21 protein-coding genes are annotated in these 21,429 nt (G+C 52.5%); 7 read left to right on the forward strand and 14 right to left on the reverse strand.

The features are described 5' to 3' along the window. Positions 1-109: 109 nt before the first annotated feature. The 7 genes from ABIC79_RS15960 (at position 110) to ABIC79_RS15990 (ending at position 7,758) form a co-directional block, all read left to right on the forward strand. Complete coding sequence (locus ABIC79_RS15960; RefSeq protein WP_013577864.1) at positions 110-1,048, forward strand: ABC transporter permease; 939 nt, start codon at positions 110-112, stop codon at positions 1,046-1,048. Then, positions 1,045-1,905, forward strand: a complete 861-nt coding sequence (locus ABIC79_RS15965; RefSeq protein ID WP_013577863.1) for an ABC transporter permease — start codon at positions 1,045-1,047, stop codon at positions 1,903-1,905. The genes ABIC79_RS15960 and ABIC79_RS15965 overlap by 4 nt, the downstream gene beginning before the upstream one ends. Beyond that, positions 1,902-2,879, forward strand: a complete 978-nt coding sequence (locus tag ABIC79_RS15970) for an ABC transporter ATP-binding protein (RefSeq protein ID WP_217244504.1) — start codon at positions 1,902-1,904, stop codon at positions 2,877-2,879. The genes ABIC79_RS15965 and ABIC79_RS15970 overlap by 4 nt, the downstream gene beginning before the upstream one ends. After that, on the forward strand, positions 2,863-3,912 hold the full coding sequence (locus ABIC79_RS15975) for an ABC transporter ATP-binding protein (protein WP_013577861.1): 1,050 nt from the start codon (positions 2,863-2,865) through the stop codon (positions 3,910-3,912). Before ABIC79_RS15970 ends, ABIC79_RS15975 begins: the two co-directional genes overlap by 17 nt. After that, a complete protein-coding gene (locus ABIC79_RS15980; RefSeq protein WP_013577860.1) occupies positions 3,893-5,407 on the forward strand; it encodes an ABC transporter substrate-binding protein in 1,515 nt (504 codons plus the stop codon). The genes ABIC79_RS15975 and ABIC79_RS15980 overlap by 20 nt, the downstream gene beginning before the upstream one ends. A gap of 228 nt (positions 5,408-5,635) precedes the next feature. Then, the gene (locus tag ABIC79_RS15985; RefSeq protein WP_153376386.1) at positions 5,636-7,132 is read left to right on the forward strand and encodes an MFS transporter; all 1,497 of its coding nucleotides are present in this window, start codon (positions 5,636-5,638) and stop codon (positions 7,130-7,132) included. A gap of 47 nt (positions 7,133-7,179) precedes the next feature. Next, positions 7,180-7,758, forward strand: coding sequence for a TetR/AcrR family transcriptional regulator (locus ABIC79_RS15990; protein ID WP_013577858.1), 579 nt, complete (start codon positions 7,180-7,182; stop codon positions 7,756-7,758). Between the two features lie 232 nt (positions 7,759-7,990). On the opposite strand, the gene ABIC79_RS15995 is transcribed toward ABIC79_RS15990, so the two are convergent. The 14 genes from ABIC79_RS15995 to ABIC79_RS16060 all read right to left on the reverse strand — a co-directional run bounded on the left by ABIC79_RS15995 (position 7,991) and on the right by ABIC79_RS16060 (position 21,420). Beyond that, on the reverse strand, positions 7,991-8,155 hold the full coding sequence (locus ABIC79_RS15995; RefSeq protein ID WP_013577857.1) for a DUF2474 domain-containing protein: 165 nt from the start codon (positions 8,153-8,155) through the stop codon (positions 7,991-7,993). A gap of 11 nt (positions 8,156-8,166) precedes the next feature. Then, entirely contained in the window at positions 8,167-9,174 is a 1,008-nt protein-coding gene (gene cydB / locus ABIC79_RS16000; RefSeq protein WP_013577856.1) for a cytochrome d ubiquinol oxidase subunit II, read from the reverse strand. A gap of 2 nt (positions 9,175-9,176) precedes the next feature. Beyond that, the gene (locus ABIC79_RS16005; protein WP_112198277.1) at positions 9,177-10,601 is read right to left on the reverse strand and encodes a cytochrome ubiquinol oxidase subunit I; all 1,425 of its coding nucleotides are present in this window, start codon (positions 10,599-10,601) and stop codon (positions 9,177-9,179) included. Positions 10,602-11,148: 547 nt separating this feature from the next. Beyond that, positions 11,149-11,619 carry a hypothetical protein gene (locus ABIC79_RS16010; RefSeq protein WP_013577854.1) on the reverse strand — a complete coding sequence of 157 codons (471 nt, stop codon included), beginning with the start codon at positions 11,617-11,619 and terminating at the stop codon, positions 11,149-11,151. Positions 11,620-11,668: 49 nt separating this feature from the next. Next, positions 11,669-13,054: a VasL domain-containing protein gene (locus ABIC79_RS16015; RefSeq protein WP_354567758.1), complete on the reverse strand. Its 1,386-nt coding sequence runs from the start codon at positions 13,052-13,054 to the stop codon at positions 11,669-11,671. Between the two features lie 11 nt (positions 13,055-13,065). Then, positions 13,066-13,503 carry a type VI secretion system baseplate subunit TssE gene (gene tssE, locus ABIC79_RS16020; RefSeq protein WP_354567790.1) on the reverse strand — a complete coding sequence of 146 codons (438 nt, stop codon included), beginning with the start codon at positions 13,501-13,503 and terminating at the stop codon, positions 13,066-13,068. After that, on the reverse strand, positions 13,496-14,032 hold the full coding sequence (gene tssJ / locus ABIC79_RS16025; RefSeq protein WP_314522104.1) for a type VI secretion system lipoprotein TssJ: 537 nt from the start codon (positions 14,030-14,032) through the stop codon (positions 13,496-13,498). Before tssJ ends, tssE begins: the two co-directional genes overlap by 8 nt. Then, on the reverse strand, positions 14,013-15,110 hold the full coding sequence (tssG, locus tag ABIC79_RS16030) for a type VI secretion system baseplate subunit TssG (protein WP_131637309.1): 1,098 nt from the start codon (positions 15,108-15,110) through the stop codon (positions 14,013-14,015). Before tssG ends, tssJ begins: the two co-directional genes overlap by 20 nt. Continuing rightward, positions 15,074-16,837 carry a type VI secretion system baseplate subunit TssF gene (gene tssF / locus ABIC79_RS16035; RefSeq protein ID WP_354567761.1) on the reverse strand — a complete coding sequence of 588 codons (1,764 nt, stop codon included), beginning with the start codon at positions 16,835-16,837 and terminating at the stop codon, positions 15,074-15,076. Before tssF ends, tssG begins: the two co-directional genes overlap by 37 nt. Before the next feature lie 309 nt (positions 16,838-17,146). Next, the gene (locus ABIC79_RS16040) at positions 17,147-17,632 is read right to left on the reverse strand and encodes a hypothetical protein (protein ID WP_131637305.1); all 486 of its coding nucleotides are present in this window, start codon (positions 17,630-17,632) and stop codon (positions 17,147-17,149) included. A 196-nt stretch (positions 17,633-17,828) separates the two neighbouring features. Next, positions 17,829-18,506, reverse strand: a complete 678-nt coding sequence (locus ABIC79_RS16045; protein WP_354567763.1) for a DUF2931 family protein — start codon at positions 18,504-18,506, stop codon at positions 17,829-17,831. Further along, complete coding sequence (locus tag ABIC79_RS16050; protein ID WP_121019819.1) at positions 18,506-19,153, reverse strand: DUF2931 family protein; 648 nt, start codon at positions 19,151-19,153, stop codon at positions 18,506-18,508. The genes ABIC79_RS16045 and ABIC79_RS16050 overlap by 1 nt, the downstream gene beginning before the upstream one ends. Positions 19,154-19,192: 39 nt before the next feature. After that, on the reverse strand, positions 19,193-19,840 hold the full coding sequence (locus ABIC79_RS16055; protein WP_121019818.1) for a DUF2931 family protein: 648 nt from the start codon (positions 19,838-19,840) through the stop codon (positions 19,193-19,195). After that, the gene (locus ABIC79_RS16060; protein WP_166861132.1) at positions 19,837-21,420 is read right to left on the reverse strand and encodes a T6SS phospholipase effector Tle1-like catalytic domain-containing protein; all 1,584 of its coding nucleotides are present in this window, start codon (positions 21,418-21,420) and stop codon (positions 19,837-19,839) included. Before ABIC79_RS16060 ends, ABIC79_RS16055 begins: the two co-directional genes overlap by 4 nt. Positions 21,421-21,429 lie beyond the last annotated feature (9 nt).

Below are 21,429 nucleotides of genomic sequence, written 5' to 3' on the forward strand. Positions count from 1 at the left end.
AAACCTAGTATTTTTGCTAACTACCGGCGCGGCCTGACTGCGGATAACGTAAAGCCACAGGGGAAAAGACTCTCGCTCTGCACCAGAAACTGTCATTAAGAGGATTGTCATGCACCGTTACCGATTTTTGCTCTGGCGACCTCTGCAACTGCTGCCGGTGTTGCTGGGGATAAGTATTCTGACTTTCGTGATGGTGCGCGCCATACCCGGCGATCCGGCGCGGATCCTGCTTGGGGTACGCAGCACACCGGAAGCCATCGCCCGAATCCGGGTGCAGTACGGACTGGATCTGCCGGTCTGGCAGCAATATCTCTATTTTCTGCGCAACCTGTTTCATGGCGAGATGGGCAAGTCACTGATTTACCGTGTGGATACGTTAACGCTGATCATGTCGCGTATTGAGCCAACCCTGTATCTGGTGCTCGGCAGCGTGCTGCTGGCGATGCTGTTTACGGTGCCGCTGGCGGCCGGAGCGGCACGACATCGCGGGCAACTGGCGGATCAGGTGATCCGTTTACTTTCTACTATCGGCCTCGGATTACCGGCGTTCTGGCTGGCGATCATGATGATTTTACTGTTCAGCCTGTCCCTCGGCTGGTTCCCGGTGTCGGGTTATGGCAGCGATGTCGGCGAGCGGATTCATCACCTGTTTCTGCCGTGCCTGACCGTTGCGCTGGCGCTGTCAGCGGTTCTGACCCGTAACCTGCGCGCCAGTCTGCTGATGGAATTACAGAATGATTACGTCACCGCCGCCCGTGCGCGGGGGCAAAACGAAAACCGTATTTTCTGGCGACATGTGATGCCCAATTCACTGGTGCCGACAGTCAATCTGCTGGCAGTAAATATCGGCTGGCTGATTGGCAGCACGGTGGTAATTGAGAGCGTATTTGCCATTCCCGGTATGGGGCAGTTGCTGGTGAAAGCCATTATCAGCCGCGATTACATGGTGGTGCAGGGTGTGGTGCTGGTGTTCGCCCTGGCGACAGTCCTCGTGAACCTGATTGCAGACTTACTGACTGTGGCGCTGGATCCGAGGGTGAGGCTATGAGCATGACCGAAAAGATAGCGACACAACGCATGGGGCATTTTCACTTGCGCTGGTTGCCACGCCAGCAGGCGTTGCGGCTCGGCATGCTGATGCTGAGTGTCTGGGTTCTGATTGCGCTGCTCAGTCCGTGGATCGCGCCGTTCGATCCGATTGCGCAGGATGCATCTGTGACACTGTCACCCCCAACGTTCGCCCATCCGTTTGGCACCGATAACTTTGGCCGCGACATTCTTTCCCGCGTGATGTGGGGGGCACGGATTGATCTGCAAATCTGTCTGATTGGTGTGATTTTTCCGTTTACCTTCGGCACGCTGATCGGCGCGTTTGCCGGATATCTCGGCGGCGCAGTCGATACCTTTTTCATGCGGGTGATAGACGTGGTGCTGGCGTTTCCTTTTCTGGTGCTGATGCTGTCGATCATCGCCATTCTCGGGCCGGGACTGGGCAGTTTTTATATTGCGATGGCGATGGTGGGCTGGGTGTCGTATGCCCGTCTGGTGCGCTCGCAGGTGCTGACGCTTAAACACCGGGATTTCATTCTGGCCGCGCGCAGCCTGGGCTACAGCCATCCGCGTATCTTACTTTTGCATCTTCTGCCCAACGCGCTGACCAGTTCGCTGGTGTTCTCGATGTCCGACTGCGTGCTGGTGTTACTCAGTGGCGCGTCGGTGAGTTATCTCGGCCTGGGCGTCCAGCCGCCGGTAGCGGAATGGGGCGTGATGGTCGCCGAAGGCCAGAGCTTTATTACTACGGCGTGGTGGATAACCACCTTCCCCGGTTTGGCGATTGTGGTGCTGGCGATGAGTTTCAGCCTGCTGGCGGACGGACTGGGTGACAAACTGGGGGAACGGCCATGACGTTAATGCAGGTTTCCGGCTTAACCATTGAAGACCGGCAAGGTGTGGCGCTGGTGGACAGACTCTCGCTGACATTGAATGCGGGCGATATTCTCGGGCTGGTCGGCGAAAGTGGCTCAGGCAAAACCCTGAGCTGTCGCGCCATGATGCGCCTGCTGCCCGGTGAAGGGCTGCATATTCGCGCCGGGGAAATCCGCCTCAATGGCATCGATTTACTGACGCTGAACGATAAACGCATGACGGCCATTCGCGGGCGGGAGATCGGCATGATTTTCCAGAATCCGGCCAGCCATCTGAATCCGGTGATGACCATCGGTCAGCAGATTGCTGAAAGCCGCCGTCTGCATTTTGGGGCCAGCCGCCGTGAAGCGCAGAGTCAGGCGGTGGAACTGCTGCGTCAGGTCGGTATTCCGGATCCGCAGCGACGGGCAGATAACTATCCGCACGAGTTTTCCGGCGGCATGCGTCAGCGGGCAATGATCGCCGTGGCGCTGGCCTGCGAACCCAAAATGCTGATTGCTGATGAACCGACCACGGCGCTGGATGTCACGGTGCAGATGCAGATTTTGCGTCTGCTCCGCGATCTGCGCGACCGGCTGGGTATCGCGATTATTCTGATCACTCACGACCTTGGCGTGGTGGCGCAAACCTGTGACCGCATTGCGGTGATGTACGGCGGGCGTTTATGTGAAACCGGTGAAAAACGGCCGGTCCTGGCCCAGGCGCAGCATCCTTATACCCGCGGCCTGATTGACTGTCAGCCGGTCAGTGAAGGCGGCAGCGGACGGCTGATCACGCTGCCCGGTCAGCCACCGGTCGCAGCACATTTTCCCAGTGGTTGCCGTTTTCATCCGCGCTGTGCACAGGCGTCCGCGCTCTGCCGTGAAAATCAACCCGCGATGTCAGCGGGCGGCCACGCAACGGCCTGTCATCATCCGCTGAACCACGGGAGGCACAATGAGTCATTCGTCTGATCTCACGCCGCAGCCGTATCCGCTGCTGGAAGTGGAAGCACTCTCCGTGACATTTCCGGTCTCCGGCTTTGGCCTCAAAAAGCGTCACGTTCAGGCGGTAAACGGTGTGTCCCTGCATATTCACGCAGGCGAAACGCTGGGGCTGGTCGGTGAATCGGGCAGCGGAAAAAGTACCCTCGGGCGGGCGATGTTGCAGCTGGAAAATGCCAGCGCCGGACGGGTTCGTTTTAACGGGCAACTGATTACCGACGGCATGAAACCTGACATTGCCCGTCTGCGACAGCAAACCGCGATGATTTTTCAGGATCCGTTTTCCTCACTCAACCCGCGCCAGACGATTGGCGAAAGTATCGGCGAGGTGTTGCGGGTACACAACAAAGTGGCGAAAGCGGAGATCCCGGCGCGGGTAAGCACGTTGCTGACGCTGGTCGGCCTCAGCCCGGAACATGCCACGCGCCGTCCGCAGGCGCTGAGCGGTGGACAATGTCAGCGCGCCGGCATTGCCCGGGCGCTGGCTATCGAGCCACGCCTGATTGTCGCTGATGAATGTGTTGCGGCGCTGGATGTGTCGATTCAGGCGCAGATCATCAATCTGCTGATGGATCTGCGCGAAAGCATGGGGCTGGCGATCTTATTTATTGCCCATGATCTGGCGATTGTGCGCCGCCTGTGTGACCGCGTGGCAGTGATGTATCTCGGACGTATTGTCGAAAGCGGGCCGACGCAAACGGTGTTTAACGCGCCGCGCCATCCGTATACCGCCGCGCTGGTGGCGGCAATCCCTGAAATCGACCCCGACCGGCCGCTGCCGGAGCATCCGTTACAGGGAGAACCACCCAGCCCGGTTTCGTTGCCTGCGGGCTGCGCTTTCCATCCACGCTGTGCCTTTGCGCTGCCTGAGTGCAGGCACGGTGCGGCACCTGAAACCCGGCATATTGCCGACCATGCCTTCGCCTGTGTTCTTGATAACCACAAAAGCGACGGGATCAATCCGATGACTGAAGGAATGTTACATGAAGCAAAAGCATTTTAACGTTGTGGCCGCCGGGGTGCTGCTGGCGTTGAGTCTGGTCAGCGAAATGGCGCAGGCTGCGGGGGTACTGACCATCGGCCGTCGTGAAGACAGCACCACATTTGACCCGATCAAGTCGGCGCAAAACGCCGATAACTGGGTGTTCTCCAACGTGTTCGATCCGCTGGTGCGCGTTGACAATACCGGCACCAAACTGCTGCCGGGCCTGGCTGAAAGCTGGACGATTTCGCCGGACGGTAAAACCTATACGCTGAAAATGCGCGACGCGAAATTCTCTGACGGCACGCCGGTGACCGCCTCTGATGCTGTGTTCAGCCTGACGCGTATCCGTGATGACGCCGGATCGCTGTGGAAGGATTCATACAGCATTATCGATACGCTGAAAGCCCCCGATGCCCATACGCTGGTGATCACCCTGAAAACGCCGTCGGCAGCATTCCTTTCTCAACTGGCACTGCCGAATGCCTCGGTGATTTCGCAGCAGGCGCTGACCAAACAGGGCGCGGATGATTTTGCCGAACACCCGGTGGGTTCCGGCGCGTTCAGCGTGAAAGAGTGGACGCGCGGTGAGAAAGTCGAACTGGTGAAGAACCCGTACTACTGGGACGCCGCAAAAGTGAAACTCGATGGCGTCGAGTGGCTGACGCTGCCGGACGACAATACCCGCATGCTGAAAGTGCAGGCCGGAGAAATTGACGCGGCACTGTCGATCCCGTTCTCGCGCATTTCATCGCTGCAAAAAGACCCGAAACTCGCCGTCGAACTGGATACGTCAACCCGTGAAGATCACCTGCTGATCAACCATTCTCACGGTGACCTGGGCAAAGTGGAAGTGCGTCAGGCGCTGGACTTCGCCATCGATAAAAAAGCCATTATTGATACCGTGACGTTTGGTTACGGCAAAATCGCCAACTCCTACATCCCTGATGGCGCGCTGTATCATTACGCTGACAACCTGCAACGCCCGTACGACCCGGAAAAAGCCAAACAACTGCTGGCCGCCGCCGGAGTGAAAAATCTGACCCTGAAATATCTGGTGAATGCCGGTGATGAAGTGGATGAACAGATTGCGGTATTGCTGCAACAGCAACTGGCAAAAGCCGGGATCACTGCCAACTTGCAGAAAGTGGATCCGAGCCAGAGCTGGGACATGTTAGTGGCGGGGGACTATGACATTTCGGTGATGTACTGGACTAACGACATTCTCGACCCTGATCAGAAAACCACCTTTACGCTGGGCCATGACTCGAACATGAATTACATGACGCGTTATCACAATGACAAAGTGAAAGCGCTGGTGGCCGCCGCGCGGGTGGAGATGGATCCGAAGAAGCGTGAACAGATGTACATCGATTTGCAGAAAATGGCGAAAGCCGATGTGAACTGGATTGATCTGTATTACAGCCCGTACCGCAACGTGACCCGTAAAAATATCAAAGATTTCCACCAGAATCCGTTAGGGCGCTTCACACTCGAGGAGACGGTGAAAGAATAAGAAATCCTGCACCAGGGAGATAATAAGAAAGTTGAGACAAAAGTCTGTTTTGCCCTTTTTAGCCCGCTTCCGAGCGGGCTTTTTTATTGCCTGTAAATCTGACGTTTTCCCCCGTTACATCTTCAACGCTTCATCAACTGCCAGGCAGATGCTGCTTGATTTTGAGCGGTTGCTCAAGTACCTTGCTGGCCTTGAGCGTTTGCTCAAAATCTATCTGAGGCACTTTTTATGTTCGTCAATAACCGCTGGCTGATACTTGCCATTGTCACCAGTACACTCTTTTTGATCATCATTGATATGACCGTGCTGTACACCGCTTTACCGCGTCTGACGCAGGCGCTGGGCGCCACGGCATCGGAAAAATTATGGATAGTGAATGCCTATCCGCTGGTGGTCGCCGGTCTGTTACCGGGCGCGGGAATGCTCAGTGACCGCATCGGACACAAAAATCTTTTTATGAGCGGGCTGCCGGTATTTGCGTTCGCTTCCCTGTGCGCGGCGTTTTCTGCCAGCGCTGAAATGCTGATCGCCTCCCGCGTTTTCCTGGCGATTGGCGCGGCGATGATGATGCCTGCGACGCTGGCAATTGTGCGCCACGTATTTACCAACGAACGTGAACGTGCGCTGGCGATCGGCATCTGGTCGGCGGTGGCTTCCGGCGCTGCGGCGCTCGGGCCGGTCATTGGCGGTGTGCTGCTGGAATATTTCTGGTGGGGCTCGGTGTTCCTGATCAACGTGCCGATTGTGCTGGCCGTTTTCCCGTTTGCACAGGCGCTGATCCCGCGCGGTGAAGGTAATAAACAACGTCCGTGTGATTTTGCCGGTTCTGCGCTGGTGATGGCGGGGCTGGTGGGCGTGATTTACGCGCTGAAAGAGCTGAGCCAGATTAATTCGTCGTGGCTGGTGATCATGGGTTCTGCGGCCGCAGGCGTCCTGTTCCTCGGTTTATTCGTCAGAAGACAAAAACGCGCAGTACAGCCGATGATCGACTTTTCACTGTTCCGCAACCGTGCGTTTGCCTGTGGCGTGGGCGTGGCGATCACGTCAATGATTGCGCTGATCGGTATCGAACTGGTGCTGAGCCAGCGGTTGCAGCTGGTGCTCGGACTGACGCCGTTTATGGCGGCGATGTTTATCCTGCCGATCCCGGTGGCGTCTGCGCTGGCCTCGCCGCTGGCGGGTATGCTGATCCCGCGTGTCGGTGTGCGCAAAATGATGCTCGGTGGCTTTGCGATATCTGCACTCGGCATCGTCATTCACGCCCTGGTCTACGATGGCAGCGCGGTGATACAGCTGATCAGTCTGTTTATTTTAGGTTTTGGCCTTGGTGGCGCAGTGACCGCAGCCTCGACGTCGATCATGCTCAACGCCCCGGAAGACAAGGCCGGAATGGTGGCCGCGATAGAAGATGTGTCGTGGGAAATGGGCGGCGTGCTCGGCGTGACCTTGCTGGGCGGCCTGATGACGGCGGTTTACAGCCGCAGCCTGACACTTCCGCAAGGACTGGTCAGCGGTGAAACGGCGTATGACAGTCTTGATGAAGCCTTGGCGCTCGCCGGGCATCTCAGTCCTGAGCATGCTTCGTTACTGACCAGTCTGGCTCGAACCGCATTTGATCAGGCATTTCTGGCGGTGCTGATTTCTGCGGCTGTGCTGGTGATTACCAGCGTCGTGGTGCTGAAAATCGTGCTGCGTAAGTCCGTGGGCACACGCCAGGCTTCCTGATAAAATGCCGGTCTGAGCAACTGCTCAATGCCAGTACAGGATAAATTATGAAAGAAAACCGGGAAGCGTTAAGGGCTAAAATTCTTGACGGAGCCATCAGTCTCTTTATCGAAAAGGGGATTGAAAAAGTCACGACGCGCGAGCTGACGGAGTACGTCGGGATTTCCCGCAGCCACATTTATCATTATTTTCCTGACTGGCAGACGCTGTGCGTTGAAGCGCTGTCGGTGGTGATGATGGCGGAGCTGAAAGAGTTTTCCGCTGAAATTTCACCGCTTGAGCCCAAAGCAAAATTACACACGCTGGTGTGCAATTATCTGCCCGATACGCAGGGCGATATCTGGCAGTTGTATGGTTCGCTGTGGCAACTGGCGGCGCATAATGAGGCTTACGCCGAACTGGCGCGGCTGATGGTGCATAAGTGGCTGGCGCTGCTGGCCGACATTATCCGCGCCGGGATCGACAGCGGCGTGTTCCGCCCGACCGATGCCGGACGCGTTACCCGCCAGTTGTCTGCCATCATGAATGGCTATTCCGATCAGCTGATCGTCATGCCTTCCGCCGCAGCGCGTCAGGAAGCGATGGACGATATTCTCGATTTTATCGGGCGGGTGCTGGAGAAATAAAAAAGGGAGAGGGTATAGCAGAGTTGTCTGCTAAACCCCCTCCCAGCCTCCCCCTTCGCAGGGGGAGGAGCAAGGCAAACCGACCCTTAATCTCCCGATGCTGAGGAAGACAGCGCCCGGCTCCCTCCCCTGCGAAGGGGAGGGTTGGGGTGGGGTATTACAGCAATTTTAGGGAGTTGAAGCTTGCTTCGACATTGCGTGCACCAGCAAAATTCCTCCCAATCGTTTTCATTTAATGACTTCTCATTCCTGCCGCAAACATCAGCAGATGAAACACCGATGCCACAACAAATAACGCCAGCACGCTGCCGCCCCAGATGACGGCCATCCAGCCGACACGCTTTAAGAACGGGGCTTTAGTGATGTTGCTGTCATCCATTTTTCTGATGAGATTCATAACGCGATTCCTCAGTGATAACCCTGATCCGGTGTGACTTTCCCGCGGAACACGTAGTAGCTCCAGAAGGTGTACACCAGAATGATCGGGATGATGAACAGGGCGCCGACCAGAATAAAGCCCTGGCTTTGCGGCGGTGAAGCCGCTTCCCAGATAGAAATGGACGGCGGAATGATGTTCGGCCAGATGCTGATCCCCAGACCGGTATAGCCGAGGAACACCAGCGCCAGCGTCAGCAGGAACGGCGCGTGATGCGCATTTTTGCTGATGGCGCGATACATCCACGCGGAGACCAGCACCACCAGCACCGGTACCGGCAGGAACCAGTAAAGATTAGGGCGCGAGAACCAGCGGGTGGCGATATCGCTGTGGGTCAGTGGCGTCCACAGGCTGACTGCAAGCGTCACCAGCAGGAATACCAGCAACAGGGGTTTAGCGATTTTGTGCATCGCTTCCTGCAATTCGCCTTCGGTTTTCATAATCAGCCAGGTGCAGCCGAGCAGGGCATAAGCCACCACCAGCGCAAAACCACAGAACAGCGTGAACGGCGTCAGCCAGTCCAGTGCGCCACCGGCATAAGTCCGGTTCACCACCGGAATTCCGTTGATCACCGCGCCCAGCACCACGCCCTGACAGAAGGTGGCGATCACCGAACCCCAGATGAAAGATTTGTCCCACACGTGACGTTTGGCCGGACTGGCTTTGAAACGAAATTCAAAGGCTACGCCACGGAAAATCAGACCGAACAGCATCAGGGTCAGCGGGATAGTCAGTGCATCCAGAATCACCGAGTACGCCAGCGGGAATGCGCCATACAATGCCGCACCGCCGAGCACCAGCCAGGTTTCGTTGCCGTCCCAGACCGGCGCAACGGTGTTCATCATCACATCACGGTCGTGTTCTTTTTTCACCAGCGGGAATAGCAGGCCGATACCCAGGTCGAATCCGTCCATCACCACATACATCATCACGCCGAAGATGATGATCAAAAACCAGATCAGCGGTAAGTCGATACCCATTATCAAGCTCCCTTATTTTCGTCAGTCAGTGATTCTGAAATCGCAGACAGCGGACGCGCAGGCGTGCGGTGCTGGCCCGGACCACCGTGATCAACACTTTCACCTTCGTGCGCCTGCGGACCCTTGCGGATCAGACGCATCATGTAGCCGTAACCGACACCAAACACCGAACAGTAAATGACGATGAACAGGATCAGGCTGACGCTCATTTGCAGCACATTGTGGTTGGATACCGCGTCTTTGGTGCGCAGCAGTCCATAAACCACCCACGGCTGACGCCCCATTTCCGTGGTGACCCAACCCGCCAGCAACGCCAGCAGACCGGAAGGCCCCATCAGGAAAGCAAAGCGCAGGAACGCTTTAGAGGTATACATTTTGCCGCCACGGCGCAGGATCAGGCTCAGCACCCCCAGCAAAATCATCAGCATGCCCAGACCGGCCATGATGCGGAAGGTATAGAAGATGACGGAAGAGTTCGGGCGGTCTTCTTTCGGGAAGGATTTCAGTGCCGGGATCTGATGCGTCAGGCTGTGCGTCAGGATCAGGCTGCCCAGATACGGGATTTCAATCGCGTAACGGGTTTCTTCACGGTTCATATCGGGATAGCCGATCAGGACCAGCGGGGAAGGTTTGTTGTCTTTATTTTCCCAGTGGCCTTCGATGGCCGCGATTTTAGCAGGCTGATATTTCAGGGTATTCAGGCCGTGCGCATCGCCCAGGAATGCCTGAATTGGCGAGACGATCAGCGCCATCCACATTGCCATCGACAACATGGTACGGATGGCTGGCGTATCGCGACCGCGCAGCAAATGCCATGCCGCAGCAGAACCCACGAAGAAGGCAGACGCCAGAAACGCGGCGGTGGTCATGTGCATTAAGCGGAACGGGAAGGACGGGTTGAAGATAACCTTCATCCAGCTGACCGGCACCACCAGGTTGTTAACAATCTCGTAGCCCTGCGGGGTTTGCATCCAGCTGTTGGAAGCGAGGATCCAGAACGTCGACATCAGTGTGCCGAGCGCCACCATGCAGGTAGAGAAGAAGTGCAGGCCCGGTCCGACGCGGTTCCAGCCGAACAGCATCACGCCGAGGAAGCCAGCTTCGAGGAAAAATGCAGTTAACACTTCGTACGTCAGCAGCGGACCGGTAATGCTGCCCGCGAATGACGAGAACATACTCCAGTTGGTGCCGAACTGGTAAGCCATCACCAGACCGGAGACCACGCCCATACCGAAGTTAACGGCAAAGATTTTCGACCAGAAATGATACAGGTCGCGATATGCCTCTTTCTTTGTTTTCAGCCACATGCCTTCCAGAACAGCCAGAAAACTGGCAAGCCCGATAGTAATAGCGGGAAAAATGATGTGAAAAGAGACGGTGAAGGCAAACTGGATCCGGGCCAGTTCTAGCGCATCAAGACCAAACATAACAACCTCTTTTGTGTGTCAGGTTACCCTTCCAAACAGCAATACCGGTACGGGAACCGGCGATGTATGACATTCGCAGGTGAAGTCATGAATGAAAGGGTGGGACTGCCGGGGTTTTGCGAGAAACCGATTTAAGCACATCGCGCGAAGGGATTAACAGGGACCGTTCCGTGGGGAAATTAGTCGCTGAAACACTTTCAGTACGGGTAAAAAGCAGGGGCGGGAAAACTAAATTCGGAGAAAAGCGGGGGAAGGGAATTAACCACAAAAAGTGAGAGGTCATGTTGTTGCATTGATCTGGATCAAAAAGTTGTGATGTTTTTCAAATGTAATTTCCCTGCATTCGGTAATGGCTTGTTGTGTGCAAAATTGGTAACAAGAAAGTTAAATTTGCAGGAGTGACAGCGCATTCTTATTTTTAATGCAATGTAAATTTATGTCATCGGTTTTGGTGAAAAATGCAGCCGGAAGGTAATTTTTGTAGCATTTTTTTACATTTTAACGGAATTCTGTCCGGGTGACTGAGGAAAAAAGACGCCCGCAGGCGTCAGGGTAACAGGCCTCCGATCAGCTCAAAAAAGGCATCTTCACTAAACGCCCGCTCTGGCCCGGTGAAGGGATTTGCAGGGCGCCATGTCCAGTCCCTGTTTTCGCCAGCACGCATAAACAACCGGCACAGGACAGTCACGCGACCCTGAATGCAAAGACTGGCTTCCACACAGCCTGTGACGCCCTGGCCATATAAATAGACCGGCGTGAATTTCACCTGCCTGTCTTCATAAAACAGCCGTATACCCGGAACGCTGAATGATTTCCCGCCCATCAGACATTCAACCAGTGAGATAGGGGTGCCTTCGATCCGTATACCGGTGCCTTCCAGCCATTCTTCCATGTTTTCCTGCAGCAGGCTGATCCGCTGCCGGAACTCGGCGATATCCGCCTGACCTTTATTTTCAAAAGAGCCAGTGCGAGGCTGGCTGTCTTGTAATTTTTTTAGAAACCGTTCTTTTGCTGACATACTTCCTCTGTAATTTAAGATGGCTGACGTCCGCCGCCACAAACATCAGTTAGTGATCTGCCTGACCATTTTTTTCGGTTGTCGCCGGTAAGTTCTGGAGGAGCAACACATACCTGTTCAGCAACTGCGTGAACTGGTTATCCAGTTGCATAATCCGTTGCGGGGATATGCCTTTTTGCTGTTGTTTATCCTGCGCCAGCTTGCGCAGCGATTCTTCGACTGGCGGCGAACTGTTCAGCGCCTGCTGGATGGCGAATACCGAGGACTTTAGCTGTGAGACGGTCATGTATTTACCGCGTTGTTCATCCAGCCCGTTGAGTTTGTCCGCCAGTTGCTGTAACTGCGTATTCGCCTGTTGCCAGCCATCGAGGTTTTCCAGCGGTATCGCACTGGCGTTAAGCTGTTGTGTCCAGTTTTTTGCCAGTTGTTGAGATGCGGGGTTATCCGGCCAGAGGATTTGCGCCTGTTTTACCAGTTGTGCTCCGGTGTCCTGTGCCCAGCGCGGTGGCAATGCTGCCAGCTGGCGTGTTTGCTGTTGGGTTGCGGCCAGAAATGCCGGTGCCTCGCGGTGGAGCATCTCAGCCTGCTGGTTCTTAAGTGTTTCCAGCGCCTGTGCGTTCAGCGATTTTGGTAATACCGGCAGCGTCGCCATCAGTTGCTCTGCCGTTTGCGGATGATAAAAAGCATCCATCCCGGCTTTAAAACCGGTACCGGCCAATGCCGTCACCACGATACCTGCGATAAACCCTTTCCACTGCACCGGACGTTTCACTGGCGAAGGCGGTGCAATCACCTGCGGTTCGGCAGGTCCGCTCTGCGCAACATACACCCATTGTTCACCGGGTTGCGCGGTCCACTCTTTTTCCGCTTTTTCTGCCGCTGCCGCCGGTAAAACGATTGCTGCATCGCTGGTCGCGTGCATATTCTCCAGCCTGACGGCAGTACCATGCATGAAACTAGTCAGTGCTTCCAGCTGGCTGACGTGTTTCAGTTCAAGGCGTTGCAACACATTGCAAAGCGAAGCGATCAGTTTTTCTGCCTGATAAATCTGCGATAAATCATGATATTCCAGTGACATACCGCGCAATATTTGCTGAAGACGCTGACTCAGACCCGAAAGAATTTCCATCCGCGCGTGCACCGGCTGCGGCCACAGTCCCGGCCACTGACGTGAAATTAATGCCTCGAGGATCGCCAGCCCTTCATTTAATCCCGGCATGCCCGCTAGCCGCGCTCTGGCCTGTGTGTACCAGGAGGCCGTTTGCAGCTCGATACCGTTTTGCTGGAACAGGTTCAGACACAGTTGTTCCACCTTTTTCCAGTCCACATCGGGACGCGCCGGATGGGTTAATTTGCTCAGTTCTTCGCGTAAAACCGCGTAATCAGCCAGCGCACGCGGGTCATCCCCGGTGCGCAACTGGCGTTCAATAGACATGGTTGTTTTCCTTAACTGACGTAATTCTGCTGTTTCATATGGCGCATCAGTACGCGGCCTTCCGGCATAAACTCTGTTCCGAAGCGCACAAGTCCGAGGTCTTTCAGTTCGGCGTCGATGGCGTATTCGAGGTGCCCCGGTTTGGACTGCGGCAGCAATATCACATTGATTTTTCTCAGGCGGGGTTCGTATTTGAGTAACGTGCCGGAAAGCGTGGTCAGCAGCGAGTGCGCCGTACCGGGCATCCCTTGCAGGATTTTGCTCATGTCCGGCAGACCGTAATCCGGCAGATGGGTAAGCGTTCCGGCTCGGCAATTGAGGATGCGCTGCATGTTGTCGAGCACAGAGAGGATCACCTCATTCTCTTCGCTGACATTGTGCAGATCGAGGCCGCCGGCAAAGTTGCCGAGCAGCATTTCGTAAAGTGAGGGTTGCGACATATCACTTATCCTTCAGTGGCAGCAGTTTCATTCCCTGATTATTCAGTTCGATCTGGCGCGCCTTTTCCGGATCCAGATCGTTACGGCTTAGCACGATACGCCAGGTATTGTTGGTAATATCCGGTGAAAGGAACATACCCGCGACCGCCACAAACTGTGCTTTTTCATTCATCGGCACGTCGATAGTCACTGCTGCCCCCGGAAGAACCCGGATATCTTTTTGCTCCAGCAGATCGGCTTTTATCGCCTGGCTGTCTTCGGTAAAAAGCGACGGATAATCAGTGTTTTCAAACACTTTGTGATCTTGTAACTGATAGATACGCACCACCGTAGAAAGCGGAGCGCCGCTGGCATTGTTGTTGATGGCGTCGCGTGCTGTGATATCCAGATGCAGCGTTTTCACCTGCTTGTAAAAAATGGATTTGGTCACAGCAACCGTACCGTCACTGACTTTCTGGGTCAGCCCGCATCCGCTCAGGGTCGTTACCATTGCCAGCATCAGTAATGTAAAACGGGTTTTACCAGCGGTAGTCGCCATATTCATCAGTTTCCCTTCTGTGAAGATTTTCCTGAACGCGCTGATAGCGGCCCAGATTAATAGTGATCATTTCAGTTTTATTTTGGGGTGCGGACGTAATCCTTAACCTGCGCATCACTGCGGTTCTTCCCAGCAGCACACCGGATTTTTCCGGCCGGCAGGAAAGCTTTGCATCGGGCAGCAGCGCGCGTGACACCGATAGTTGTAAACGGACGTGCAACCGGGAGCCGAGATACACCTGCAACAACGCCAGCAAATCGGTGTAAAGCTGGCCACCCGGAAGCCATTCACGGGCTTCATCCGGATTTTCAGTTTTCAGTTTCAGCAAAACCTGACAGTTCACATCGACGGTCTGGCGCCCCATCACCGGGCTGCTGCTCATACTGACCGGCGCGCTGGCGCTCATGGTCAATTGCTTGCGCAGGGGAATATTGCAGCGGTCATGCGCCAGTACCTGCGCCTGTGTATCCGGTGCCAGCAACTGAACCAGCGCGATAATGCCTTCGCTGGTGCGTGTCGGTAGCCGCATCATGCTGGTGAGTGCCAGAAAACGGGAAACCGGCGTGGCGATATCTTGCGTACATCCCTCTATGCCCAGCCCGCAAAGGCTCAGCAGATATTTCGAGGTTTTATCTGTCCCGCCGGGGGTAAATGTGGCGGGATATGAGTATTTACGCCAGATCCGGTAATACTGCGTGGTCAGCCGGTGGTTGAAGATATCCAGAAAATCGGCGACGGCTTCGTAACCATCGCGACGCTGGGTAATGTCGTCGATATAGGATGTGGGCAGCGGTGATTCCACACCGTACAACCCGATAAACGTCGTGCGGATGGTCGGCGGAAGATGCGGATGCTCCGGCATTTCCACCCGTTTAAACTCGCTGGCGGGAAATCCCATCCCCGGATGCGGTCGAAAACGCACGGGGTCGTGTCTGACCTGCCACTGGCTGCCCAGAGCAGGGGCATCTGGCTGGCTTTGCTCCAGCAACTGACAAAGACGATAAAACTGGGTATAGGGCAGTTTATCGTGCAGTTGCTCGATTAGCCGGGCAGGCGCTGATTGTGATTCTCTTTCCATCGGATGCATTTCCCGGCAGGCTGAACGATAAGAGTTAACTGATTGAATAAATGGATATCAGCGTAAAGCGCAAAGAAGCGGTTGAGCATTTCCCCGAACAGGTAAATATCACCTTCACCGGTAAAACCATTGCCATCGAGCGTCACTTCAATATCAATTCCGCGCAGCAAAAAACCTTTCTCAAAACGTTGGATTTGATGATGTTGCACCTGCTGAATGGCATCCAGGCGGCGGTTGTTCAGTTCATCGCTCTGCCAGTTATAGAGCTCAAGCGTCCCGCGTAACACGTCTGCATTGCTCATCAGATTAAGATAACTGGAGCCAAGATGACTGAGCACGCGCCACTGGAAGTGATCTTCTGCCGGAGGATAAGAAGGCAGCGTCGGCTTGCTGAGATTTCGGACTTTTAGCGACGTCTGTAATACGGCCTCACAGCGATCAAGTAGGGTGCTTTGTAACGCTTTGCGTGGTAACTGACCGTTAGTGCCGGTTATTTTCAGGGAGACGGGCTCGCGGGTGAATTCGCGATCCACTTCCCATTGCTGACCGCCGAGAATCAACCACGTATCATGCAGCCCGGTCACGCCGCGTTTAACACGGGTGTGAAAATAACGCTCCGGCGCATGGCGTCTCTGCATGCCGCCGCGATGACGGAAGCTGGTGAAGGGCACGTAGGTTGCGTCCGACGTTCGCTGTGAGCCTGTTACAGAATCGACAGAATAAATTTCGGTATGACCGTCCTGTAACCGGCGCGGACGCAGCAGGTACTCATTCTCCAGTCCGTTAATAAGCAGCGGATCTGCTTCCAGCGTGAAAAGGTTGATCACCGGCACACAATGCAGCGCCATGGCTTCATCGGTAACAGGCAGATCACTTTGCCACTGGCTGTTGAATACGACTTCCAGGTCAAAGAATGCGATGCCTGCGGGCAAGGTCACTGATTCCAGCCCGTTAAGATGCACGAACATGAATTTTTCGCGGAAAGTGAAATACTCCAGCAGCAACTGATAGCCACTGAACGCGCTTTCGCCTTTTGGCCATAGCAGATCTTCATCTGCAAATCCGCCCGGCGAGAACCAGCCATTCAGTTTGATGCGGTCAGCCTGATTGGGAAGGCGGATATACAGCGCCGCCTGACGGCGGGTGAGGGCCAGATGCAGCGCACTGCTAACCGGTGCCTCACCTGCCAGATAAAAACACAGACGGCGTAGATCAGCCTGTGACCAGTCAGTCTGCGTGCTGCATGAGAGACGCAGGCGCAATACTGAACGTCCGTCCGGCTCAGTGGCCATTACCACTTTCGAAACGGCCAGCGGATTAAGCGTCATATCACGCGTGGTACGGTACTGGCAGACAGTATTTTTAGGGCCGACAGGGCGGGAATAGATTTCCATTCCCGCGGGCACAGTTTCTGCCATTTTCATCGACGGCACGTCGGGGCTCAGCGACACAATGGAAAGTGAAGGAATGGTGCGCAGATAGTGTGGCCATAACATGCTCACCAGCCCTTCGGTGAATTCCGGCAGGTCGTCGTCAATTTTTTCGCGCAGCCGTCCCATCGAGAAGGCAAAGCCTTCAAAAAGACGTTCAACGTAAGGGTCAGGCGTGCCGGGTTTATCCAAATCGAGCATCGCGGCGCGATCAGGATGAGCTTGTGCAAACTCTTTCGCCGCATCGCGCAAATAGCGCAGCTCGGCATCGTAATAACGCAGGGTTTGGTCTTTCATTGAAATAAAAATCCTTGAGTAATTTATTTTTCACATCAGAAGGTTGTTCTATTTTTACTCATGCCCATCAGGTTTTTAATTAACCAGTGTCATTAGATTAGATTTTAAATGCACTGTTAAAACTCCGGCTGTGTAATTACATGATGTGTCAACCGCTGAATTAGTAACTCTGAGGTTTACTTCATGCTGATCAACAAGATATTGAGTGTAAATACTTACTCCCGAGTGTACAGGACTTGCGAGGGTTTATTTCGTAATCACACATAAAACATGTGTTGCTTAAGAAAATTCAAACGGCATTCAGGGCCTTTAATTGTCAGATTCATTACTCCATTTAATAACACCCTCTATATCTGACATGTCATTATAGAAAGGTTCATTTTTATTACTTTTAAAAATTTGAATAATGTCATTAGTGAGCGTGTCAGAGGTTTTCTTCATGCAGTAGAATTTAGAATTGTCAGTATTGTCGCTTAAAATGTAATGGCAGTTGTATTTTTTGGTGTCTGTAGTGAAGCGCAGGGTGACATTCTCAAAAATTATGCTGCACTGAGGGTTTTCTCTCACCAGCGGCTGCAATAATTGCTGGAAAGATGCAGAATAGAGTAGTCCATAGTATCCATTATTCGTATTGCTGATTTTATTAAGATATAACGTGATGGTGCTATCATCTTGAATGCCGTGACTGGATTTTACACGTTGATATTCCCCTTGCATTTTACTGCATGGGGTGGGTTCATTTGCTAAGGCAAAAAATGAAATTGAACTCAGTAGTAAAATGATTTTTTTCAGCACGTGATTTCCTTATTTTAAAAAAACTTCGCATTAACCCTATCCACCTCTAATAATATTCTTTGGGGTGAGGAATTATGACATATAAAATCTCTGACTGACATAAGGATGGGTAAGGTGTGATTATTTTGGTGCAATGCGCCGGCGGGAAGTGGATGTCAGACATTTATTAAAGTCATATTTATTTTATTTAAACTCATCACCAACTGCCGTAGGGATATTTTTTATCTTTAATGAAGGTTTTCATACCTTCGCTGTATTCGTAACCATCCGGGAAATTCGTTTCGTTTTTGCACATTGCTAACTCTTTACCTGAAACAGTGGTTATTTGGGTGCTCGTCTGGAGTACGTCAGGGTCTCCATTGTTCTTTAGCCAAACTCTGACTTTTCCCTCCGGTGCCAGGCCAATCACCATATACCGGAAGTAATAAGTCTCCTTCGGATTTGACCAGTCAGGCTCTGAACTCACCATTTTATGTTGTGTGTCCAAAGAGAAATATAAGGTGGTTTCATACACTTTTTTGTCAATAATAGAGTCCCAGCAAAACTTAATCATCTGCGGTGGAGATTTTGCCTTATTAAAAGGTGAAGATCCCAGACCATTGTGGGTATCCCATTTTCCAACGCTGTCGCCTTGTGGCTGATCGATAGTCTGGAAAACGTAACCGTAACCGTCGGTATCCAGTAACTTCACAAGGGTGACCTGAGCAGGCAGGGCCTTAGGGGTTGAGAACGTGAAATACCATTCATCCCAGGGCGCTTTAATAGTTCCGTCGCATTGCCACTGGTGCAACCTGTTAACAGAAAAAGGGATAGGAGACTTGTTATTGTTTTCATGCCTTAGTTCCTTGCATATATTTATGTCCTTGAAACTCATCACCAACTGCCGTAGGGATATTTTTTATCTTTAATGAATTCTTTAATATCGTCATCGTACCCATAACTAAAATCACTGTTAGTTACCCCAGCGCACATATCTAAATCCTTCCCTGATACAGTAGTTATTTGGGTGCTCGTCTGGAGCACGTCAGGGTCTCCATTGTTCTTTAGCCAAACTCTGACTTTTCCCTCCGGTGCCAGGCCAATCACCATATACCGGAAGTAATAAGTCTCCTTCGGATTTGACCAGTCAGGCTCTGAACTCACCATTTTATGTTGTGTGTCCAAAGAGAAATATAAGGTGGTTTCATACACTTTTTTGTCAATAATAGAGTCCCAGCAAAACTTAATCATCTGCGGTGGAGATTTTGCCTTATTAAAAGGTGAAGATCCCAGACCATTGTGGGTATCCCATTTTCCAACGCTGTCGCCTTGTGGCTGATCGATAGTCTGGAAAACGTAACCGTAACCGTCGGTATCCAGTAACTTCACAAGGGTGACCTGAGCAGGCAGGGCCTTAGGGGTTGAGAACGTGAAATACCATTCATCCCAGGGCGCTTTAATAGTTCCGTGTTGTTCTTGCGCATTGCCACTGGTGCAACCTGTTAACAGAAGAAGGGATAGGAGACTTGTTATTGTTTTCATGCCTTAGTTCCTTGCATATATTTATGTCCTTGAAACTCATCACCAACTGCCGTAGGGATATTTCTTATCTTTTATGAATTCTTTAATGTCGTCATCGTACCCATAGCTAAAGTCACTGTTAGTTACCCCAGCGCACATATCCAAATCCTTGCCTGAAACAGTGGTTATTTTTGTGCTAGTTAATAAAATATCAGGATGGCCATACTGTCTTAACCAGGTATGCACGATACCTTCCGGAGCCAGGCCTATTAACATCGTTTGCCGGTAGGCACTTTTTGAAGGAGTGAGGGGGGTTGGATAAGGGGTAATCATTTTCTCCCAGGTATCAGAATAAAAGAATAAAGTGGTTTCATAAGTTTTCTTGTCAATAATAGAGTCCCAACAAAAAACAATCATTTGAGGTGGGGACTTTGCTTTATTGAACTGGGTTCCGCCAGCTGAGTTTTGGTCATCCCATTTTCCCACACTGATGCCCTGTGGTTGGTTTATTGTTTCGAACACATAACCATAGCCTTCGGTGTCGAGTAATTTTACCAGAGTAACCTGAGCAGGCAGGGCCTTAGGGGTAGTAAATGCAAAGTACCATTCATCCCAGGGGGCTTTAATGTTTCTTTGTTGTTCGTGCGCTTTACTGCCGGTGCACCCCGCTAACAGAAGCAGGGATAGCAGACCTGTTATTGTTTTCATGCCTTTGCTCCTTGCATATTCCATACGGCGCGCACCCAGCCGGGATTAGGACGGTTAACAAAACCGACAAGTTCTGCCGGTTTTACCGCGCCGTAAATTGCCTTGACCTTATTGCCATCGAGCCAGACGTGTTTAAATACCACTGCGTTCCAGTTTGCAGAACAGTGGATGTATTTCCCAATCAATTGTATTTCTTCATAAGTGAAGGGAGCTGAGTTACCTCCAGTTATAACTGCTTTTCCCTGGTTAATGGCTTTTTGACTCAACGGTTCTAATTCTTGTGGCAATCTTAATGCGATATTCGTATCGCGAATTGGATCAAATATACATCCAGCGCTTTGAGCGGCGGCTAGCATCACGCGTAAACTTACCTTTGACCAGTCATTAGTGACGGTACGTTCCATTGTCACCGCCGCGCCAACACGCTTTTCCGTCACACCCATACGATTTTTATTCGGATTGACCAAATAGTCATACCATGTTCCCAGTGTAATCTCCCCGGAAAGCATGAGGGGGCTCAGATTTGGCAATACCCGCAGGTCAGGTATTTCCGCTGCGGAACTGCGATAAATATTCGTCATCTCGACGGGAATGCTATCCCTGACGGTCTCAAATCCAGGTTCAGAGAGGAACAGGTATTCTTTTTCCTGCGGATTATAGCCACCGCCAATATCCGAATGTACACCGGGCAAGGCCAGTTCTGGCCACGACTCTTTAATGCTGTTCAGGCTGAAGTTATAGCGGCATTCATGCATTGCGGTAATCTGAAAGACTTTTTGTGCAATATCTTTTGGAAGCGCCAGCTCAATGCCGGGGTTTACACCGCCGTGGACGTCAAACAAATTTGTTACCGCACCGACCGCGCAGACAGTATCAAACAGCCCCAGAAAGCGAACTTCCCCTGCAGGTTTGCCATGTTGATTCCGGCCATCCAGCCCTTTCGTGATGGCTTCCTGTATTGCCTGATCGTTGTTTCTGACACGGTTCGCAAAGTGACGGGCAGCAGCGGCACCACGACTGAAGCCGAAGATATCAAACTGGATTTTTTCAATCGCACATGAATTACTTTTGCTTTCTTTGAGTAGTAATTGAATTTGTTCAGTAATTAATGCAACGCCTTCATTTGTTTTATCGACTACGCCATCAAACCACACACCTATCCCCATCCCAATAAGGCTGTCATCCTTATCTCTTGACGTACCAATCCCCTGAACATAAATAGCACGCTGATACTGCTCTTTATCATCAGTGATTTTATTGTCCTGAGAATAAAGAGTATGAAGCCAATGCACATTCGAATAATACCCAAGATAGCTCCCCGCACCGTTGCCGCTTTTACCTAATTTTTCAACACAGGATGCGGCATCTTCGGTTTTCATTCCCACATCCAGACTGGTGCAGGTTTCCAGAAGACGTTTATCAGTATTAAACACATTATTACCAGTGCCATCGAAAAACATACCGATGGTAAGCGTGATGCCGGGGACTTCTTTACGCTTACAAATCACGATTTTTTCTGAAACGTTTACGTCAGTTGTATGTTGCCCATCACTGACTTCCCATGTATTGCGTTGCGCCATTCTGTATAT

It is taken from the genome of Rahnella sp. 2050 (genome assembly GCF_040544515.1).
In the GTDB taxonomy this organism is placed as follows: Bacteria; Pseudomonadota; Gammaproteobacteria; order Enterobacterales; family Enterobacteriaceae; genus Rahnella; species Rahnella aceris.

Excerpts from the sequence above, each read along its gene's own strand:
- ABIC79_RS15960 (WP_013577864.1), top strand. The coding sequence starts at position 110 with ATGCACCGTTACCGATTTTTGCTCTGGCGACCTCTGCAACTGCTGCCG.
- ABIC79_RS15965 (WP_013577863.1), top strand. The coding sequence starts at position 1,045 with ATGAGCATGACCGAAAAGATAGCGACACAACGCATGGGGCATTTTCAC.
- ABIC79_RS15970 (WP_217244504.1), top strand. The coding sequence starts at position 1,902 with ATGACGTTAATGCAGGTTTCCGGCTTAACCATTGAAGACCGGCAAGGT.
- ABIC79_RS15975 (WP_013577861.1), top strand. The coding sequence starts at position 2,863 with ATGAGTCATTCGTCTGATCTCACGCCGCAGCCGTATCCGCTGCTGGAA.
- ABIC79_RS15980 (WP_013577860.1), top strand. The coding sequence starts at position 3,893 with ATGAAGCAAAAGCATTTTAACGTTGTGGCCGCCGGGGTGCTGCTGGCG.
- ABIC79_RS15985 (WP_153376386.1), top strand. The coding sequence starts at position 5,636 with ATGTTCGTCAATAACCGCTGGCTGATACTTGCCATTGTCACCAGTACA.
- ABIC79_RS15990 (WP_013577858.1), top strand. The coding sequence starts at position 7,180 with ATGAAAGAAAACCGGGAAGCGTTAAGGGCTAAAATTCTTGACGGAGCC.
- ABIC79_RS15995 (WP_013577857.1), bottom strand. The coding sequence starts at position 8,155 with ATGAATCTCATCAGAAAAATGGATGACAGCAACATCACTAAAGCCCCG.
- cydB (WP_013577856.1), bottom strand. The coding sequence starts at position 9,174 with ATGGGTATCGACTTACCGCTGATCTGGTTTTTGATCATCATCTTCGGC.
- ABIC79_RS16005 (WP_112198277.1), bottom strand. The coding sequence starts at position 10,601 with ATGTTTGGTCTTGATGCGCTAGAACTGGCCCGGATCCAGTTTGCCTTC.
- ABIC79_RS16010 (WP_013577854.1), bottom strand. The coding sequence starts at position 11,619 with ATGTCAGCAAAAGAACGGTTTCTAAAAAAATTACAAGACAGCCAGCCT.
- ABIC79_RS16015 (WP_354567758.1), bottom strand. The coding sequence starts at position 13,054 with ATGTCTATTGAACGCCAGTTGCGCACCGGGGATGACCCGCGTGCGCTG.
- tssJ (WP_314522104.1), bottom strand. The coding sequence starts at position 14,032 with ATGGCGACTACCGCTGGTAAAACCCGTTTTACATTACTGATGCTGGCA.
- tssG (WP_131637309.1), bottom strand. The coding sequence starts at position 15,110 with ATGGAAAGAGAATCACAATCAGCGCCTGCCCGGCTAATCGAGCAACTG.
- tssF (WP_354567761.1), bottom strand. The coding sequence starts at position 16,837 with ATGAAAGACCAAACCCTGCGTTATTACGATGCCGAGCTGCGCTATTTG.
- ABIC79_RS16045 (WP_354567763.1), bottom strand. The coding sequence starts at position 18,506 with ATGAGTTTCAAGGACATAAATATATGCAAGGAACTAAGGCATGAAAAC.
- ABIC79_RS16050 (WP_121019819.1), bottom strand. The coding sequence starts at position 19,153 with ATGAAAACAATAACAAGTCTCCTATCCCTTCTTCTGTTAACAGGTTGC.
- ABIC79_RS16055 (WP_121019818.1), bottom strand. The coding sequence starts at position 19,840 with ATGAAAACAATAACAGGTCTGCTATCCCTGCTTCTGTTAGCGGGGTGC.
- ABIC79_RS16060 (WP_166861132.1), bottom strand. The coding sequence starts at position 21,420 with ATGGCGCAACGCAATACATGGGAAGTCAGTGATGGGCAACATACAACT.